The 18,680-nt window shown below is 50.9% G+C and carries 21 protein-coding genes; 1 reads left to right on the top strand and 20 read right to left on the bottom strand.

What is annotated here, in order from left to right:
• Positions 1 to 14: 14 nt before the first annotated feature.
• From KB559_RS19710 to KB559_RS19635, 16 genes are all read right to left on the bottom strand, one after another.
• The gene (locus KB559_RS19710) at positions 15 to 1,145 is read right to left on the bottom strand and encodes a sensor histidine kinase (RefSeq protein WP_211024238.1); all 1,131 of its coding nucleotides are present in this window, start codon (positions 1,143 to 1,145) and stop codon (positions 15 to 17) included.
• A gap of 88 nt (positions 1,146 to 1,233) precedes the next feature.
• Positions 1,234 to 2,316, bottom strand: coding sequence for a Delta(5) desaturase DesA (gene desA / locus KB559_RS19705; protein WP_211024236.1), 1,083 nt, complete (start codon positions 2,314 to 2,316; stop codon positions 1,234 to 1,236).
• Positions 2,317 to 2,398: 82 nt separating this feature from the next.
• Positions 2,399 to 2,635: a hypothetical protein gene (locus tag KB559_RS19700; RefSeq protein WP_211024233.1), complete on the bottom strand. Its 237-nt coding sequence runs from the start codon at positions 2,633 to 2,635 to the stop codon at positions 2,399 to 2,401.
• Positions 2,625 to 3,065: a hypothetical protein gene (locus KB559_RS19695; protein WP_211024231.1), complete on the bottom strand. Its 441-nt coding sequence runs from the start codon at positions 3,063 to 3,065 to the stop codon at positions 2,625 to 2,627. Before KB559_RS19695 ends, KB559_RS19700 begins: the two co-directional genes overlap by 11 nt.
• Positions 3,058 to 4,110: a discoidin domain-containing protein gene (locus KB559_RS19690; RefSeq protein ID WP_211024229.1), complete on the bottom strand. Its 1,053-nt coding sequence runs from the start codon at positions 4,108 to 4,110 to the stop codon at positions 3,058 to 3,060. The genes KB559_RS19695 and KB559_RS19690 overlap by 8 nt, the downstream gene beginning before the upstream one ends.
• 28 nt (positions 4,111 to 4,138) lie before the next feature.
• On the bottom strand, positions 4,139 to 4,717 hold the full coding sequence (locus KB559_RS19685; RefSeq protein WP_244861607.1) for a YmfQ family protein: 579 nt from the start codon (positions 4,715 to 4,717) through the stop codon (positions 4,139 to 4,141).
• Positions 4,707 to 5,768, bottom strand: coding sequence for a baseplate J/gp47 family protein (locus KB559_RS19680; protein ID WP_211024227.1), 1,062 nt, complete (start codon positions 5,766 to 5,768; stop codon positions 4,707 to 4,709). Before KB559_RS19680 ends, KB559_RS19685 begins: the two co-directional genes overlap by 11 nt.
• Positions 5,769 to 5,770: 2 nt before the next feature.
• On the bottom strand, positions 5,771 to 6,184 hold the full coding sequence (locus KB559_RS19675) for a DUF2634 domain-containing protein (protein WP_211024225.1): 414 nt from the start codon (positions 6,182 to 6,184) through the stop codon (positions 5,771 to 5,773).
• The gene (locus tag KB559_RS19670; protein WP_211024223.1) at positions 6,184 to 6,633 is read right to left on the bottom strand and encodes a DUF2577 family protein; all 450 of its coding nucleotides are present in this window, start codon (positions 6,631 to 6,633) and stop codon (positions 6,184 to 6,186) included. Before KB559_RS19670 ends, KB559_RS19675 begins: the two co-directional genes overlap by 1 nt.
• Entirely contained in the window at positions 6,633 to 7,649 is a 1,017-nt protein-coding gene (locus KB559_RS19665) for an XkdQ/YqbQ family protein (RefSeq protein ID WP_211024221.1), read from the bottom strand. Before KB559_RS19665 ends, KB559_RS19670 begins: the two co-directional genes overlap by 1 nt.
• Positions 7,646 to 8,305 carry a LysM peptidoglycan-binding domain-containing protein gene (locus tag KB559_RS19660; protein WP_211024220.1) on the bottom strand — a complete coding sequence of 220 codons (660 nt, stop codon included), beginning with the start codon at positions 8,303 to 8,305 and terminating at the stop codon, positions 7,646 to 7,648. Before KB559_RS19660 ends, KB559_RS19665 begins: the two co-directional genes overlap by 4 nt.
• Complete coding sequence (locus KB559_RS19655; protein ID WP_211024217.1) at positions 8,305 to 10,485, bottom strand: phage tail tape measure protein; 2,181 nt, start codon at positions 10,483 to 10,485, stop codon at positions 8,305 to 8,307. The genes KB559_RS19660 and KB559_RS19655 overlap by 1 nt, the downstream gene beginning before the upstream one ends.
• Positions 10,486 to 10,698: 213 nt before the next feature.
• On the bottom strand, positions 10,699 to 11,097 hold the full coding sequence (locus tag KB559_RS19650; protein ID WP_211024215.1) for a phage tail assembly chaperone: 399 nt from the start codon (positions 11,095 to 11,097) through the stop codon (positions 10,699 to 10,701).
• Positions 11,098 to 11,216: 119 nt separating this feature from the next.
• The gene (locus tag KB559_RS19645; protein WP_211024213.1) at positions 11,217 to 11,651 is read right to left on the bottom strand and encodes a phage tail tube protein; all 435 of its coding nucleotides are present in this window, start codon (positions 11,649 to 11,651) and stop codon (positions 11,217 to 11,219) included.
• Between the two features lie 40 nt (positions 11,652 to 11,691).
• Entirely contained in the window at positions 11,692 to 12,747 is a 1,056-nt protein-coding gene (locus KB559_RS19640) for a phage tail sheath subtilisin-like domain-containing protein (RefSeq protein WP_211024211.1), read from the bottom strand.
• 16 nt (positions 12,748 to 12,763) lie between these two features.
• On the bottom strand, positions 12,764 to 13,210 hold the full coding sequence (locus KB559_RS19635) for a hypothetical protein (protein WP_211024209.1): 447 nt from the start codon (positions 13,208 to 13,210) through the stop codon (positions 12,764 to 12,766).
• 262 nt (positions 13,211 to 13,472) lie between these two features.
• Between KB559_RS19635 and KB559_RS19630 the strand changes: the two genes are divergently transcribed.
• Positions 13,473 to 14,060: a response regulator transcription factor gene (locus tag KB559_RS19630; RefSeq protein ID WP_211024207.1), complete on the top strand. Its 588-nt coding sequence runs from the start codon at positions 13,473 to 13,475 to the stop codon at positions 14,058 to 14,060.
• Between the two features lie 6 nt (positions 14,061 to 14,066).
• Here the strand turns inward: KB559_RS19630 and KB559_RS25500 are convergent, their stop codons facing one another.
• The 4 genes from KB559_RS25500 to KB559_RS19610 all read right to left on the bottom strand — a co-directional run bounded on the left by KB559_RS25500 (position 14,067) and on the right by KB559_RS19610 (position 18,576).
• Positions 14,067 to 15,539 carry a sensor histidine kinase gene (locus KB559_RS25500; protein WP_211024205.1) on the bottom strand — a complete coding sequence of 491 codons (1,473 nt, stop codon included), beginning with the start codon at positions 15,537 to 15,539 and terminating at the stop codon, positions 14,067 to 14,069.
• A 143-nt stretch (positions 15,540 to 15,682) separates the two neighbouring features.
• Positions 15,683 to 16,654, bottom strand: a complete 972-nt coding sequence (locus KB559_RS19620) for a ring-cleaving dioxygenase (RefSeq protein ID WP_211024388.1) — start codon at positions 16,652 to 16,654, stop codon at positions 15,683 to 15,685.
• 26 nt (positions 16,655 to 16,680) lie between these two features.
• Positions 16,681 to 17,103 (bottom strand): MarR family winged helix-turn-helix transcriptional regulator, encoded by a 423-nt coding sequence (locus tag KB559_RS19615; protein WP_247681968.1) that lies wholly within the window; start codon positions 17,101 to 17,103, stop codon positions 16,681 to 16,683.
• Between the two features lie 180 nt (positions 17,104 to 17,283).
• Positions 17,284 to 18,576, bottom strand: coding sequence for an MFS transporter (locus KB559_RS19610; RefSeq protein WP_211024201.1), 1,293 nt, complete (start codon positions 18,574 to 18,576; stop codon positions 17,284 to 17,286).
• Positions 18,577 to 18,680 lie beyond the last annotated feature (104 nt).

Raw genomic sequence — 18,680 nt, 5'->3', positions numbered from 1 at the left:
ATGGTCTTCCCCCCTTATTGGTTTGTAATCGTAACCGGGACAGAAATAATCATGGTCGTACCTTTGTCCGTCTTCATATGAAAGGAACCGTTAATAAAATCAATTCGTTCCTGGATTCCTTTCAAGCCGTTGCCGCCTTCAAATCGTTTGACATTCGGAAAACCGATTCCGTTATCATGAATCGTCAGCTTAAACATTTCATCACTTTGATAAAAACTGATGCGACAGATCGTTGCCTGACTATGCTTCACGATATTGGTTACCGCTTCTTTCAAGCACATACTTACGATATTTTCAGCAAAAACCGGCATATGAATCTCACTGGTATCCCCGTTTAAACGGAATTTAATCTGCGCGGCCTTTAATATCTGTTCGACACGAACCAATTCATCCGCCAGATGGATCGCGCGTATATCCGCCACCAGCTCACGAACTTCTTTGAGAGCAATGCTTGCCGTTTGACGAATATCCCTGATTTCCTGGATGGCCTGTTGCGGATTATTCTCTACTAAGCGTGTCGCCAAATCACTTTTCAATCCGATCATGGATAGCTTCTGACCCAGCGTATCATGCAAATCGCGTGCAATACGCTGGCGCTCCTCATGCACCGTCAGCTCGGAAATACGCTCGTTTGCCGTTACAAGCTCCCCCTCCAGATTCTCGCGTTTCGACTTGGAATATAGAGCAAAGGGCACTAATACTACACCTAGAGCAGTAACGATAATGAAAGGCGTTTGGGATATAAACAAATCCTGGAAGAAAAAATACCCCACTTCGATGGTGACCGTTGTAAACAGAATATTCAAACCATACATGATATAAAAGCCAACAGCCTTCTTGAAATTAAAACCGATCAAAATCGCCGTAAAGAGGACAAAATACGCATAACCAAACGAAAGCGTCATTAGAATATTCAGCACCATTTGGAGGCTGATCCACATGTACTTCAGGCCCGTCCGTGCACTGAACGAAAAATAGTAGCTTAAAAAATATAGGATAATCAATAATACCGCTACGCTAATGAGCCACAATGAAAACGAATGGATAATATGAATAATAAAGTAGAAGGGCATAATGCAGACGATGATCCACAGATAGATACTTAACATCGGACTTTTAGGAATGATACTGTACCACTTTTGCATAACAGCCTCGCTTCTTATGTTCGCTTTTTCAATCATTATAACTCAAAAAGGGCACCTCTTACCTATGTAGAGGCACCCTTCCAAAAAGCTAGCTGTATTTTTTAGTCAATACCACTTTATTGCGAGTCACTTCTAACTTTGCAGCCTCTTTAAACGTTACGAATTTATGCCGTTCAGGGTCATAGAGCTTATAACGAATCGACTCTAAACTCGTCTTTAGCGTGATCGTGGTTGCCTGTTGTAATGGCGGAATCGACTCATGAGCATCCTCCAGCTTATAGTTCGGTACGCGAGGCGCCAAATGGTGAACATGGTGGAAGCCGATGTTACCAGTTACCCATTGCAGTAATTTTGGCAGCTTATAGTAAGAACTGCCTTCAACGGCTGCTTTGACATAATCCCACTTCGAATTATGTTCAAAATAAGAATCCTCGTACGTGTGCTGAATATAGAATAACCAAATCCCCATCGACCCTGCGATCAATAACGTTAGACCATGCACAAGTAAGAATGCAGTCCAGCCAAATGCCAGAATGAGTGCTGCACAGACAGCCAACAACATGATATTAGAAAAATAAGTATTCAACCGCTCCTTTTTACGTACCCCACTACGGTTAAATCGATTTAATACAAGCACCATGTATAGAGGGCCTAATCCAAACATCACTAACGGATTGCGGTATACACGATACCCTAGGCGACCAAACTTCGATTTGGCCAAATACTCATCCACAGTCAGCATATCGATATCGCCGATCCCGCGCTTATCCAAGTTCGAGCTTGTTGCGTGATGAAGCGTATGCTCGCGTTTCCACTTTTCGTAGGGGAAGGAAGTCAGGATCCCTGTAATATTTCCGACAATATCATTGGCTCTTTTGCTCTTGAAGAACGACCCGTGTGTACAATCATGGAAAATAATAAATGTACGCACAACGAAGCCTGATGCAATAACGCTACATAATACGGTGTACCATGGTGAATAAGGCAATACCGCATAGCCGGCTCCCCAAATGAGTAACAACGGCAGTATGGTATTGATGATTTGGTTAATACTGATTCGCGTATCAGATTTGGCAAACGGTGCAACATCATTATGCAACTGCTTCGTCTTGTTTGCATCTGTGTTAATCAATATGATTTCCCACTTTCTCTGAGCTTCTATATTGATCATATAAAAGATCAGAAATCAGGGGTACTCTCAAATATCATTATTTTCATATGACACTTGTCATATAGGCAGCATTACGGAGAGCTCATTTTACGTTTTTACGTATCCACTGTTCCAGAATCTCTTGCCTCTCAAGCACGTCTGTTAGCATGCTATAGAGAGTTTCCAGCGTCACCGCGTTCTCCTGCACTCCCTTTGCGGCTCGAAGCCCTTGCTCTTTTCTGTCCAGGCTTCGTGCCCGGATCTCCTCCGATTTAACCCTTAGCGGGTCAGCCGGAATATGAAAATGAGGCGTTTTGTTCACAGGCTTTTTAGTTGCCATCCGTAACCACCACCTTCAGCTCGCTATTCCGGTCCAGGCCGGCAGTCTTCAACACAAATTGTCCCGGCTCGCTGCTGCTGATCGTGATATCCGCCGTACCCTTAGTCAATTTCAGGCTTTGCCGCATTCCGTTCAGTTCGACCTCCAGCTCCTCATTGTATGCTTTCTGCACTTTCCCCTGCCAATCAGTCACGGTAACCTGAACCGTCAGCACATCTTCGCCATCCGGCTTGATGGCCGGTTTGTCTGCCTCTATCACGGCAAACAATCCTTGAAAATCGCCATCGACATACCTTGTATGCATCAGCCTGCGGTCCTGATATTGCTCCTCGCTGATCGGGATCAGGTGATCGTGCTTAACCTCTCCGGCCAGCTCGCTGAGCGTGAAAACGCGGCCTTCTTCATCAATTTGCGCATAGTAATTAGGCAAACTCGATCACCTCCCAAGAAATCTCGGCATAGGCTTCAAAGAAACCTTCCATAAAATTAAACCTTACCACGTTATTTCCCACGAGCCTGGCACAAACCGATCCGTCCATCAGGGGCGAGCCTTGGGACCAGTGGGACAACCCGGATGTGGTAATATTGACAAATGTTTTCTGCGGATTTACCGCAGTGATCGCCACGTCTCGAATCAATGTTCCGTTTCCGTTCGGATAAAAATACGAGATACTGGTTGCTCCGCGCTGTACGCTTTTAATCCCCACACCTTTCCACCCCGATCCGTCATGATATTGCAGCAGCCCTTTTTCCAAGCGAAAGTCGGGACTGCTCTCCTGCGAAGCTCTACTGTAAACGCCGAAGCCGGCGATAATGGCATTTCCCGTCTGATCGTTTGGGGCCGTGACCGTCAATCGGACATAGGACCCGTTCATTGCCTGATCGAACGGGTGATATCTCGGGAATTCTTCGGAACCGCTGCGCGTATAGGAATAGGCTCTGCGCCAATTCACATTATCGCTGCTCACATCCACGTAGAAGCCCTTGGGATCGGAGTTCCAGCCTTTTTCAAAGCTGACTCCCTCCATATCGGCATATTCCGCTCCCAGCGCCACGGTCATGGATTGGGGAAACGGATTGTAGGCCGAGTAAAGAGCCCAGAAATTATCGTTCAGACCGCTCTGAAAATACGGAACGGTTGGCAATCCGCTAAGCTGTCCGGCCGTCACCGTAACCTGTTTGTACTTGGCAATATTTCCGCTGATCCGGCCCGATTTCAAATGTCGGCGGCATAGCGTATAGCGCGCCACTTTGTCTCCGGTAACGGCAACCGCCGCGATCTTGTCGGTCGTCACCGCCCCTCCGGCGATCCCCTCGCTCCGGATCTGCGGCGCATCGCCTGCCTTTCCCGTGTGGTGATGGCCGCTCGTGCCGTGAAACAACGCGTCGGTTGCCTCAATATTTTCATTCTGTGCGATTCTTCTGACCGTATCGGAGGGCTCAAATGTTTTGAGCCCGGTTGGCAGTTTAGGCATCGTGCTCCCCCTTTCTAATTACATGCAGTTACAATTTCTTAGCTTCGGGCTTCCAGACTTCCAACTGGTCCCAAGTCATGTTTAGAGCCTCAAGCTCATCCCAATTCAATTTCGCACTATCCAACTCTTCCCATCTCAAGTAGGTATATTCGAACCGGATGCTTAAATGGGCGGGAACGATTTCGCGAAGCGCCGTTCTTACATCATTCAGATTCGGCGGAACGCCGCGCTTCCCGATGAACGTGATCACTACTTCATATTTCGCGAAGTTTTCCTGGAGCTGGATTTCCCCGTTTTCAAACGAATCCACCACATTTTTAATGACGGCAAGGGTCACCGTCCCGGCTCCCCGCAGCTTCGATTTAATGACGGAACGTCTCTGCTCCTTAGGCTTGCTCTCGTCGACGGGAATACCGCAAACGGTTTCCCAATAGGACAACCCCCAAACTGCGGTATCGACAAAAAACTGCTGCAGTACATCCTGAATCCGGTCCTGCAGCTGTATGAATTCTTTCGCTTCCCGGGCGGTCAAATTCCTTACTATACGGGAGTCACCATAATAATGGGGCAAATAATCAAGCATATCGGTCTTTATATTACGAGACAACGAAATTCACCGCCCCGGCTACGGCCACTTGATCTTCATTGATTTGCAGATTCTCCGAAGCTCCGTTAATCTTCAATTCTTTAAAGTCGGTGACTGCTTCAATATCAAGCAAAAGCCCAAACACCCTGTTATATGGAACCACGGTGCTATGAAAAGCTAAATCCGCCAGATATTTCTCCAATTCCTTGGCAAACTGCACCTTCACGTCCGCCAGTACCGAACCGGGTGCCAGTGTCAATCGGGCAGATACGTCAATCTTCACTTCCTCCGCGGGAGATACGGTGACCAGGGCGCCAACCGGGCGGCGCTCTTCCACCGCTTCTTGGACATGCTTGATGATCGTTGGTCCTGGAGCTCTTTTATCTGCCGACAGGATGGACAGCTTCACGGTGCCCCCGCCATTCCATACGGGAAATACCTTCACGTCGCCAACGCCCCGCACTTCCAGCGCCCATTGTCTATAATGCCAAGCGTTGCCGCTGGTCGCCGGTCTACGCACGCGGTCGAAATATCTTACCAGAAGCGATTCGTCCGATTCGATTTCCGCCCCGTTGGCAAAAGGGTCCGGGTTCGTTACGGTAACGATGCCCGATTGATTGCCCAGGACCAGCGTAATCCGGCTTGCCGCTACATTCCCCCGGCTGCCGCCCAAAACCGCATTAGCCTTCACAACGGCTTTGCCCTGTTTGATGATTCCTTCCTCGGAAGTCACAAACACGACGGCTTCCTCTTCATCCGTAGATACGGCGGTCCCAAGCGGGATGACCGTATTCTCGTCGCCACGGAAGAGAAGTTCCCCCTCCGCCTTGACGCTCGGAAGACGGGTAAGGCCGAATTCGCCCGCACGCAAATCAAGAAATTCACCCGGCTGCTGCGGGCCGGCAAAACCGAATTTCAATACATTATCAAGCTCAATGTAGGCATGCGCCAGCTCAATGGCGGCAGGGGATAGCAAGTCGAAGGTGACCGATCCCTGACGTTTATCCAGTTCCACCGGGGTAGCGTCCAGCATCCGCTGCAATATCGCTGCTTTCGTCTGATTTTCATACACGGTTAAATACTCACCTCCTGCTCAATGATTCCTTCGCTGGTCTGGACCGTAAACGTGACGAACAATTTATCGTTATCCCTGGCGATTTGAAAATTTCGGACCTCCTGAATACGGTCGTCCTCCAGGAGAGCTTCGGTAATGACCCGAGTGATTTCACTTTTTAACAATTGCTGTGAAATGTCCTGACCCAGCAGGCTTTCAAGCTCGCAGCCGTATTGGCCGTTGTAGATCAAATAACGATAACGCGCCGTTTGGATCGCTTTGCGAATGGACTGGCATACCGCCTCTTTACCGTCCACCATACGCTCGGCTAATTCGCCCGATTCCAGATCAAGGCTGAATGTCCGCGAAGCGGACGGAACCGGCTTCACCTCCACAAAACGTTCTTCCCTGCTTTGCAGCGGAGATAACCCCATTAGTACATCACCGCCCGATCCAAAATAATGTAGGTCTGCCCCTGATGAATCCCGGCGACGATGACCCGGTCGCCTTCCTTGAGCTCGTCGAGAAATTCCAGTTCAACTTCTTTAGCGACAAATTTTGCGGAGGCCAGCCCAAAAGAAAGGAACTCTATGGTTCCCGTTCCTTGCGATAAAGTTAAAGTAGAGGACTGGGATATGGAGGATGAGGAGATCTCCGCTTTATTCTCGGTGCTGAGGTTCGCTTTCCGCGTATACTTTGTCAGCGACTGGGCGACGATCAGATCATCCTTTTCAAGCTCCACATTCATATGATCCACCTTGATCTTCAAGTCAGGAGGTTTGGCCGTGACGGTCGCAAGCTCGAAGGTGATTTCGCTGTTGTATCCAATCTTGCGGATCAACTGCACCAGCTGGCTTGCTCCCGAGCCTTCAATGCGTTCCATTACTTGGCCCCCTTCTTTTCTTCCTTGTATTCCATCTTCGGAATGTCATCGGTCGCCGACAGAGTCAGCGACATCGTATGGCTTCCGTTCTGGAACCGGTGTTCATCGGCCGATACATAGTATCCGCCGAGAATCCCCGTTATCGATTCCTTGACGTAAACGCAGGAACCCGCAACCACATCGGGTATGCCTAAACAATCGATGCGGGCCTGATCCTCGATCGTGGACAAATCCTTCAGCAATTGCTTTGCCCTCTGCTCCATTTGTGATTTGGTCATTTCTTTTTCCGGCTTCTCCAGATGCTGCATGACTCCGAACCGTTTGATCAGTTCTCCATCCTTGGCGTTCGCGGAGATTTCCTTTTTCTTCGCATCGTCACCGATGACCTTAATCTGTGTACGGGTATCTTCGATCGATTGGGAGTAGCTGGCATCCAGCAGGTTGACCCCGTTTTCCAGTACCCATTTTCCTTCCTGCTCTTTCCGGGCCAACAGCTGCAATTTGCCTTCCTTTGAGGTGATCCAAAAATGCTGTCCGTTTTGCTTCTGGGTTTCGGTGAGCGCGGTCACCATCATCTCAAAGAGCGTTTTCTCGCGGAAAACCAGCTTCGGAATCACATAACCCGTATCGTGTATTTCACCCGTCGGGACGGAAAACTCATTGCACAGCCGTTTGATGATTGCCGATGCGGATTGACCGCGAAAAATTTTCGTATCCTTGCTCTTGGTCAGATAAATATTTTCGTCATAAGCCGTTAAGGTCATTTGCCCCTTGGCGTTGATCTGGTCCGCAAACAGCACGCCGCGAAACAGCTCCTGCTTCTCATTCAGGATTAGTCGCAGCTCCGCGCCCTTCTCGAACGTCATGAACAGTTCCCGCAAGTCTCCCGTATTGGACAACTCCACAACCAGCTTACGGGACGCCTGCTTGATATCGCCGGACCATTGAATCGACTTGACGATATGATCCAAATAGACGTTTTGGTTTGCATCGTTGTAGATGACATTCCAGTTCATTTAGGGATCACCAGCTTCTGTCCGGGGGTTATCCGGTTCGGATTTTTCCCGATGACGGCTCCGTTGGCCGCATAAATTTCACTCCACCGGTCCCCGTTTCCGAGCGTCCGCTGGGCGATTTTCCATAAAGTATCTCCTGGAACGACGACATAAGATGCGGGAGGCTTCTTGGTATCGGGGCGGTGCTCCCCCGTGATGACCATCGCTTTGCCGGTTCCCGAGGTTTCCACCTGGCGGAACTGTACTTCCTTGAATTCCTTCAATTCCAGATCATAGTACACGTCGCCCGGATTTCCCGCGCGTTCGCTATATTGGAAGGAACGGATCGTGACCAGCCCTTTGATCTTGGTACCGGTGATGTCCAGGCGGACAGGGGTTCGCCTATTCATCCATTCCTCAATCTTCTCCACGGTGTCCCAAGGCACCGGAAGGTCTTCATATTCGCAATATCCGGGATGATAATCGCGCGGAAAAAAAGACGAAAAGGAGTATTCCTTTAATGCGGCCTCCCCGATCACCGTGTATTCTCCCAACTGAGTAACCTGCACGTCGTCGTAACCATGCGATGTTTTGACAGAGACCCGGTCCGGATTGACCGGCAGCCAAAGCCATTCCTTCTCGTCAATCGTTTTAAGCCAGAATTCCAGCGATGCCATTATGCCATCAATCCTCCTGCCGTCTTGATTTCGCGCGCCAACGCTCTGGCAATGGCATCGATATCGGATTCCTGACGGACGTTAAACGTATTGCCCGTAATCGATATCGTTCCCCCTGTGCCGCCTTGGGAGAATTCCCGGTTTTCGCTCGCCGTCATGATCCGTTCGCCCTTATGTAACCGGGCCATCATGCCATCACAAGGGACATAGTCCATCCCGTGATATTTGCTGGTCGGCGGACCGCCGCCCGCGGTTGCCTGGCCCGCGGCGTTTGTATTCAGTTGGACGGTAGCCTGAGTGCTGACGCCAAGGCCTAATAACGACTTGAGTGAATTGATTTTTTCCATTACATACTCCCAGGCCGAAACCAGAGCTCCCTTAATACCGTCCGAGACCCAGTTGAACGCACCTACGATTCCGCCGGTTATCGTGTCGATGATGCTTTGAATGTCGTCCATATGGTACTTAACGAGATAAGCCAGTAAACCGAAGGCCGCCCCGACCAAAGCGACGATGGCGATCAGCGGCAAAAATGGAATAACCAATGCCCAGGCACCCATGGCCGAAGCCCATAGCGCGGTAACGGAAGCCCACAGCGCAGGTGCAAATGCGGTGATCAACACGGCACTCATGCCTAACAGCGCGGCCCCCATAATATCCGCATATTCCATCACGAACTCGAGCGCGGCGACCATGCCTTCCCCGAACGGAAGCAGCGCTTCTCCTAAAGGCGCGAGAGCTATCGTGATCCGGTTCTTTAAGGTATCGAAACGGTCCCCAAAGCTTTGTAAGGCTTCGGCATGACCCATGATTCCTTCCTTGGACTGGTTCATGGCCCCGAGCATTCCATTGAATTCCACTTGCCCGCCTTTTAGCGCGGTCGCCAGTTCTCCGCCTACCAATGGACCGAAGTTATCCAGGGCGAGTTTGGCCAATTCCGCAGAAGTCGAAGCCTTCCTCATGTCTTCCGCAATCTTGGCGAATCCGCCATCCGGCAACTTCTTCTTGAGGGCGTCCTCAATCGGGTTAATGCCTTCCTTCTGCCATTTGGCCATCAGCACCATGGATTGCTCGAAGCTGAGGCCCATTTGCTGCATCGGCATGCCGAACTGGGCCATCCTTTTCATCAGATCGCCCATATTCACTCCTCCGGCGCGGCTCGCGGCAAAAAACTTCTCCAGCATCTCCCCGCCGTCCTTCGCGGCAACTCCCCATACGCTCATCGCCCTTGCGGCCGATTCTGCGGCTGCGGCGCTGTCCGATCCGGTAAGCCTGGAAGCCGTTAATAGCAACCTGGACAAGTTCTCCAGGCCGGTTCCCGTCAGCGTGGTATCCCGCTGCAAAATCCCCATTGCCTTACCGACTTCACTCAAGCTTTGAGGCACTTGCCCCCCCACGACTCTAAAAGATTGAAGCAGGCTCTCCATTTCCTTCTGAGAGGCCCCCGAGGTGGAGCGCAAAACGACATAAGCGGCATCGAACACTTTGGCCGCTTCCAAGGATTGATCCTTGGCCGAACTTAACCAGCTTCCGGCCGTGCTGAACGCGCTGGCGATTTTGTCCCGCGGACTTGCCGCGGCGCTTGCGGCACCAGCCGTTTTTTCCTTGGCGCTTCCCGCCTTGGCCGGCAAGTTCGGCTTCAACCACCACGATTGCAGCGGATTGTTGCCAAAGTTCCCAAGCGGATGCCGAAGCCTTTTGTAATAGGCCGCAATCTTGCCCTTCGGCTCCTCAAACTTCTCGCTGATCCGTCTGCGGATGCTGTTCGGATCGGCTTTCTTCCTGGCCGCTTCCGCTTGAAGCGCTGCAGCCTTTGAGGCCCTCGCTGCCTCGGCAGCTTTCTCCCTGGCCTCCTTGGCTGCGAGCATTTTCCTCAGACTCTGTTTGGCTTTCTTCCCCTTGTTCTGGGTTAGATAAGCAATCGTAGCCTTCTCGGCCGCCTCTTCGGCGGCTTTCGCTTGTTCCGCCGCCAACTGAGCCGCCCTTTGCGACTCCTTCCGGACCGCCGCGGCCTGATCGTCGAAATATTTCTTAATCGTTTTCTTGCTTGTGAACTTGAATGCCAGTTCAATACCTATGGTCTGAACCGTTCCTCTTGTCAACTTTGAGAGATCCGCTTTCGCCTGTTTGATGCGGTTGGACAACTTCTCCAACTCCGAGAGGCTGGAACTCGTACTCAAAGCCATTCACCCCCTGGGCCTGACTTTACGGCCTCGTTCTGCGGGCAGCCCTTTCCTGCTCCTTGCGCATCTTTTCTTCTTCTTCCAGCTGGAGCATCATCGAAGCATACATGAATCGCTTCACATTCTCGTCTTTGTTGTACATCTCGTCCGGAGAAATATGATGCCTCTGAAAAATAAGATGCAGCAGAAAGGCCTCACCGCCCGCTTTGATCAGTTTTTTATTTCGTCTTCATCGCTGTCGAAGCCGCTGATTTCCAAGATTTCCGTCGACAGCTTCGCGATTTCACCCGCAAGCAGCAAGCCCAGGATCGCTTCCGTCGGTGTTCCGTATTTCTCGATCAATTCCTTGGCCGACCAATCCGGAATCAGGCAGGCTTTTTGAATGACGAGCGCTCCGAACTGCTCTTCGTCCATGATCTTCTCCCGTTTTTGTCCTTTTCCCACATAGTGCGTGCATTGCTCCTGAATTTTGTTGATCGTCTTTCCGTCCAGGGCCTGAATTTGGAAATCAACTCCCAGCCGTTTCATTGGAATATCCTTCGTCGGTTTGCTGTCCGCGCTTAAAAGCGCCTGAAGTACGCTGCTTTGTCTGTTCTCCGTAATTGCCATTCGTGATCCATCTCCTTTTTTTGGTCATTTGCGTTTCCGCTTGATAGGGAAAGGCCAGGAACCCGGATGAGTATGTCAGGTGACAAGCCGGGTTCCTGCCAATTCCGGACTTAGTTGATTTATTCGGCCACGAGCTTATCCATTAGCTCATAACCGGTGAAATTAAACGGGAGCTCTTCCTCCACAATGGAGCCGACTTCGAAGTGCATAAGAGGCACTTTGTCGAAAGTAACGCCCTTCAGACGCACCCGGTAGGCACCGTAGGATTCCGGATCTTCCAGCTTCAAAATCAATTCCGTGGTAAACGTTCCCTTGCTGTCGTCGGCGATTTGGCCGATGAGCTCGACGAATTCGGAAGTTACCTTGTAGCCGGTGATCGTGCCGGATCCGCTAAGCCCGGTCACTTTATGCGCCGTCCAGCGCGTGCCGGAACGTTTAATCTCCTCCTTGGTGATTTCCACGTTCGCTTCCGCCGACTTGATATTGGTCAGCCATTTTCCATCGTAATACACGTATCCGTAAGTCCCATTAATTACACGGGTTGAATCCAGCACATGAACCCCTCCTAATTAAATAAAAATGAGAAACTGTAAACTAAACTTTGATCGTCAGGAATATCCGTTCCATACTGTCGATTTCCGTAAAGCTGATCTGCAGGAATACCGTATCTCCTTCGGACTTCCGGTCGGGATCGAGCGTGACGACGATATCGGTCAGCACATTGTTCAGCTCGAGGCGTTCCAGATAGGCCTTCACGGCGGAAATGAGTGCGGCCTGCCCGTCGGCGTTATTGTCCAGCTTGCCTATGTAAGACTCGGCAGCCGCTTTGGGAATGTCGGTCGAGATCGCTTGACGCGCCCGGATGGCGCGGATCTTTCTTTTGCTTGTTACGAGACCCTGCTCCACTTTCACTTTCTCCCCGTCGTGCACAAGCACCAACGAGCCTTTTTGCAGCGCTGTATTGATTTCGCTATTCTTTAATCGCTTAATCACATCGTTTGCACGTACAGGCGTGTACGTAATCGATTTATTGATTCCGGTTCCGGCAATCAAACCGGCAATATACGGAGCATACCTGCCCGAGCTGTATACGTTACCGCCAATATTGACACCGGAAATGAGATTAACTACATAATCATCCGCCAAATCAACGGTACGTTCATTGCCAGCTGCAGGATCGGCGTCATCTTCGGCGGAGCCGCCAAATACCGTCATGAAATGTTTGCCTTCGTCTTCCCGGTTGTCTTTGCACCATAACTGAGTCGCTTTCTGCTCTTCTTCGGAAATCTCATCCGGAAATACGAACACATTGAATTGCCGGGAACTGAATGCATCCCGAATTGCGGTATACGCCGCGGCGTTCCATTTACCGTCTTCTCCTTTAGGAACCGTATACACGAGCACCTCCTTAGCACCGCCTTGCAAGACGAGGCGAATCGGCTCTATCTCTGCTGCGCCGAACAATTCAATCGCTTCAGATTCTTTTTCAATCGTGTAGAATTTGCCCGCTTCGGCTCCCGCATATTGAAACAGCGGCAAACCTACCGTTCCGCGCGCGCCGCCTTTGATTTGCGCGGCAGCCGCCTCCACAAAATTAATATACAGACCCGGACGTACCGGTAAACTAATTGAATCCCATGTTCCACCCATGATTTCATGCCACCTTTCAAATAGTTGTCATGCGCGTTTCTACCTTGCCTATTTTTTCATAATTCTCGAAAGTAACGGACTCCCTAGCACGAACTAAAACCGTACCAATGCATCTCTGAAGACCGCCGTCCATTTTTTCCGGGGCGTCGATGCTGACCGACTCCGCCCGTATAGGTCCCGAGGATACCCCTTTGCCATCCACGCCTTCGTTCATAATGCAGCGGCTTAGCAATTCCATGGTAAGGATCGCCGTTTCCGCATCCTCGGCATAGCAGACCATCGCATACTGCCGTTCGACCAGCGTATGGCTTCGTGTTTCGCTCCGTCGGGTCTCCTGTTTCACTGTGACCGCAAATTCTCCCGCCGCTGGATGAGCCGGCTCCTGGAATCGGTGAACGGCAGCTTCCGGGTATTTAGCGGCGATCAGCTCTACAAATTTGCCTACTTCTTCGGCCAAAAACATATCGTCCCGCTCCTTTCGGCCGTTGTTTCTAATACAACAACTTTCGTGCTACGCTTTGAAATTAATCCCCCGCCTTCCGCCTCATTGTTCAGCCGTTCAACTTGCTGGCCGCATTTCGGATTATAGGCCGGGCGTGAAACGACGAATAGGATGAACTTTCTTCACCTGGGGGTGAAGAAGGTTCATCCTACCTTTTTGTAATTTTCGCTGATATACTGGGTTTAATTGTAAAACTTTGTAAGATGCGGAGGGATTTATTTTCATGGAGCGAATTCGGGTCATGCTGGTGGAGGACGATTCCTTTTGGCGGGATCATATCAGTGGGGATTTAGCAGACGAGCCTGACATCCAAGTGGCCGGGGTTGCCGCAACCAAAGAGGAAGCCATTGAACTGGCTTCGAAGCAGGATCTGGACGTAATTCTGATGGACATTAATCTAACCGGCAACAATTTGGACGGACTGGATGCCGCCGAGCAAATTTTGCATCAGGAACGAAACCGTTCCGTAAAGATTATCATGCTGACTTCCATCACCGAAGCCGAAGTCATTATGAAGTCCTTCCGGCTTGGCGCCATGAATTACATAAACAAATCAAGCTACCGGGATATTCTGAATGCAATCCGCGAGGCCAATAGCGGCCGGGCTTCCATTCATCCGGATGCCGCCAGAGCGATGAGAAGCGAAGTTCAACTGATGGAGCTATCGCCTACTGAACGGGAAGTGTTTGAACTGCGCCGGAGCGGGATGAGCAAACGGGAAATTTCCGAACGCCTGCACAAATCGACCAATACGATCAAAACTCAGCTGCGCAGCATCAAAAACAAGCTCACCCATTTTAAGATGGATTAAGATAGATTAAGAAGGACTTAGAGGGTCCAATCTTCGGTGTTCCCGCGGTAATTTAAGGCTAGGCGCAGGAGACTCCGGTTTAAATTTGTATTTTGGAAAATGAAGCATAATCGTGGTTCCTTTGCCGGGTTCAGTCTCTGCCACAGAAAGCCTGCCTCCGTGTTTGGACATCACGCTGCTGCAATAGGGAAGTCCGAGCCCGTAATTGAGCGCGTTTTTCTTGGTGGTAAAGAACGGTTCGAAGATTTTTGCCAGATGTTCCGGGGGGATGCCGACTCCATTATCTCTGACCTCGATCCTGAATTCCTTCCGGGTAGCCGAGGTATACAGCTCCACCGCTCCTCCGCCGGGCGGCATAGCATCGATGGCATTGCGGATCAGGTTCGAAAGAGTCTCCCTGATATGTACCGCATCACAGGTCAATAACCCCTCAACTTCATAGGCAACGGACAGAGTAACCGTACCATTCTCCGTAAGCGTTCCGCTGGAAGCTATAACGTCATCCAGCACCTTTCGGACCTCATGCTCGTTCTCATCCAGCACCACATCCTCCGCTTTTTCCTTGATCCGGTTTACCATATGAAGCAGATGAGCTGTCAGCCCATGAACTTGACCGATCGTTTGAACAGCCTTTTCCGATTGCCCCGTCGAGAGCAAATTCCTGCTTTTCTCCGCCAGATAGTCTATTTTTTGAATTTCGTTCTTGATGGAATGATTCAGAATGGACACGCCCATCGTAAGGGTGCGGATGGAATAATCAATTCTTTCCCGCTCGATCCGCAGCTTGATGCCGAGAAATCCGTAACGGATTGTGAAGAATAAAACGACAGCGACCGTGCTGAGAATCACGATAAAATTCGCCTGCCACATCCCGTTGCTCCTCAGGTCGAATGACCACCACCCCAGTTTCAGATGATCGAAACCTACGTAATCCGACATAAAGGCCCAGATCATCACCAGGGGAAACAACAGCGTTCTTCGTTGACTTCGCCTTCTTAATTCGTTTTTTTCGCGGAAATAAGCCAGCAAATAAAAGAAACATCCAATTCCGACAAACAAACCGTCCCACCATCGGAACTGGCCGATATTAAAGACGTTCCAGGGACCGGCACGCAAGTGGGCTCCCAACAACAGAACCATTCCCATAAAAAGCAGCCCCGTCAAACCCCACTTCCAGCGGGAAGACATCTTGTCGTTAAGCCATAACCCGCCCATACTAAATACGTAAGGCAAAACAAAGAAGTAGATGTTCATTCCAACCACCGTTGATAAGTACAGAAGTCGGCTAAGAAACTGAGGCATCCATGCGGCATCCGCAAATACCGGCATAATGGACAAATGCATGCTGAACGCGTAACTGGCCGACCCTCCCAGCAGAATCGTTAACCCGATCCAAAGATTGGATCGGGTTCGGTGCAGTAAGATAAACAACCCCAAGGACCACAACGACAGGAACATTAGAATATAAATAATCCGCACTTTACTTACTCCTTCAAATCGCAGATTTAGCTTTAATTTCTAATTATTCCCTGTAACTTTCATGAATTCCTGCTTGGAATTAACAAAAATCTCATGGATTCAAGCGTTTGTTCCAGATAAGCTTTCTCCATACGAATTTCCTTTTATTGCACAGTATCCAGCGGCTTCAAGTGGGCTTCAATTTGTGCGCGCTTCGGCTCCAGGAAAGGCGGGAGCGCCAGTGACTCGCCGAGATGAGCGGGATCTTCATCCGTGGCAAAGCCAGGTCCGTCGGTCGCAACCTCGAACAGGATTCCGTTTGGCTCACGGAAATAAAGCGACCGGAAGTAGAAACGGTCCACGAATCCCGAATTCGGGAAACGGGCCCCGCGAATTTGGGTGATCCAGGCCCGCAGCTCCTCCTCGTCCTCCACGCGGAATGCGACATGGTGCACCCCGCCCCGTCCCAATCGTTCAGGCGCCAGGTCGGTTCTCTCCTCCAAATGCACTTCGGCACCGGTGCCGCCTTCCCCCGTCTCAAACACGATGATATCGGGCTGGCCTTCCACGAATGAAGGATACTGCCCTTTCCGGCGGAAGCCCATCAGCTCCGTCAGTACCGAGATCGTCAGGTCAGGCTGGGCGACCGTCAATTGGACCGGCCCTAAGCCCAGGATGGCGAACTCCGCCGGAACCGGGCTCCGGTCCCAAGGCTTGCCGCCGGGTACACCGGTATTATTTTCATCCGATACGAGAACCAGACGCTGCCCTTCAAAATCCTTGAACGCCAGCGTCGCACGACCCGCCCGCTGCTTCACTTCCTCATGCTCTACTCCGAATTCATCCAAACGCCGGGTCCAGAAATCCAAAGCCTGATCATTTGGCACGCGCAGCGAAAGCGCCGAGATGCTGTTATTCCCGTCGACATTCCGCCCTGCGTTCGGAATTTCGAAGAAGGTCAATTCGGTTCCCGGATTGCCGACTTCATCCCCGTAAAACAAGTGATAGACGGAGATATCATCCTGGTTGACCGTCTTTTTAATGAGTCGGAGGCCCAATACTTTCGTGTAGAATTGAAAGTTTTCCGATGCCGTCTTGGTTATGGCCGATACATGGTGAATGCCTTTGAATTCCATCTTCATAGTGAAATCACTCCTTTAATTTATTGGTTTCTTTGAATTTTCCGAAGCAGCCCCAGTAGCTGAAGCTTCTCCTCTTGGTTTAATCCGGCGAACTGCGAAGCCTGATACTGTTCCTGCAAAGGAACCGCTTCATGATAGAGTTCCCATCCCAGCTCGGTTAGCGACAGCCATTTTTTCTTCCATTCCTGCTCCCGCGCGATCCATCCCAGCTCTTCCATCTTCGTCAACAGCTGAGTTATATTTCCTTTCGATACCAATAATTTGTCGGCCAGCTCCTGCTGGGTCAGCCGTTGATGGCTGCCAATCTGGACCAGCGCATCGAATTGGGCCACCGAAAGATTCCATTGCTTAAGATGCTGGTTTGAGGCACGAAGGCTGCGGTTATAAATCCGCGAAAGACGGAACCATACTAGCAAGCCCAATTTCTCTTCCCGCCTGGACATGGCTTTATATCTTCGTTCTTCTTTTTCCATTTGCTCTCACCTCATTTGCTGTGATTGTTGTCAGTTTAGCACTAAACTGAAAGAAAAGCAAACAGGCTGTCGAGAATTTCTTCCCAACAGCCCTTATGGTCATTTCGATATTCAATCGTAAAATCCCCTGAGTTCCACGTTAGTTCTGGGTTAGTTCTGGGTTAGTGTGCCTGCTTCGGTTCCAGAAGAGCCGGTTGCGATGACTTCCATTTGGGGCCAGAGCTGACGGCGGAACAAAACTCCCAGCAGTCCAAGCCCCACCATCACCACGCCGATGGACAAGAAGGCTGCACCGACGGAAACCGCCCGGATCAACAAGCCTCCGACCAGCGGTGCTGTGAGCATCACCAAGCTGTTCATCGTATTCTGAATGCCGAACACGCGCCCGACGACATCCGGTGAGGTTTCTTTTTGCAAAATATAATTCTGGGTCAAAATATACGCTCCGTTGCCGACTCCGAGCAACAAACCGAAGCCCAACATCGTCGCGAGATGGGTTCCCGGAGGGCATAAGCCCAGCAGCGCCACACCGAGGCCGATCAATCCGCAGCCTCCCCCAAGTCCCCAGCCATAGTTGATCTTGCCCAGCCTGTTCAAAATAATAAGCGCGCCTACGGCCCCCGCTCCAATTGCGGCAACGACCTGGCCAGTCAATGCTTCATTGCGGGGCGAGATCGACTTGAACAGAGTCGGAAACTGATAATCGACCATCAAGATCGCCGCTAAACCGATAAAGCCGAAGATTATCGTATTCAACACCACTTTACGGTGCCAAAGAAATGTCCAGCCTTCTTTCCATTCGCTCCAGAAGCTTGGTTTGCGGATCCTTTCCTTGTCCGGGTTTCTATCCTGACCGGCCGTACTATGAGGCAGCCTCCATAATCCAAGCAGCAACAAGGCGGACAACAGTCTCGCTCCCATGTTAATCAGAATACAGGCCTGCGGGGACAGGACCGCGAGCGTTACCGCGCCAAGCAGAGGCCCGGCTACCTTTGATCCTTGGCCAACAAGGCCGTTATAAGATGTAGCCTGCAGCAGCAGATCTGCCGGAACGACCCGGCGGGTCAGCGCTTGTTGAGCCGGCACATGAAACACGCCGGCCATGGCCCGAAGCGCCAGGAGCGGCAGCAACCATGCAAAGTTCGGAGCGAACAGTACGCCTACTGTCAAGAGCACGGTCAACAGATCGCAGAACATCATCAGTTTGGCCTGCTGCACCCGGTCCGCCAGCGTGCCTGCAAAGGAGCTGAACAAGACGGACGGCAGCGCCATACAGACCGGAATGAGCGCAATCATAAACGGGTCGATTCCCCAACGGTACACGACCAAGACCTGAATCGCGAGCGCGTCGAACCAGTCGCCGAACGAGGCAAGCGCGTAAGCGGAAAACATGCTCCGGTAGCTGCGGATCGACCACAGTCCGGAGCGCATTGCTGATGCCATTTCATTTCCTCCATCCTTCACACATCGGTTTCGTTTTCTTTCTTAGCAGATTAACCGATGAATGTCAGAGGATTATCAGATGAGAATATGAATCCCGAACGGAC

Source organism: Paenibacillus sp. Marseille-P2973, assembly GCF_018101095.1.
Lineage (GTDB): Bacteria > Bacillota > Bacilli > Paenibacillales > Paenibacillaceae > Fontibacillus > Fontibacillus vini.
The sequence above is the reverse complement of the archived record's forward strand: the minus strand, read 5'-3'. Positions and strand labels throughout refer to the sequence as shown.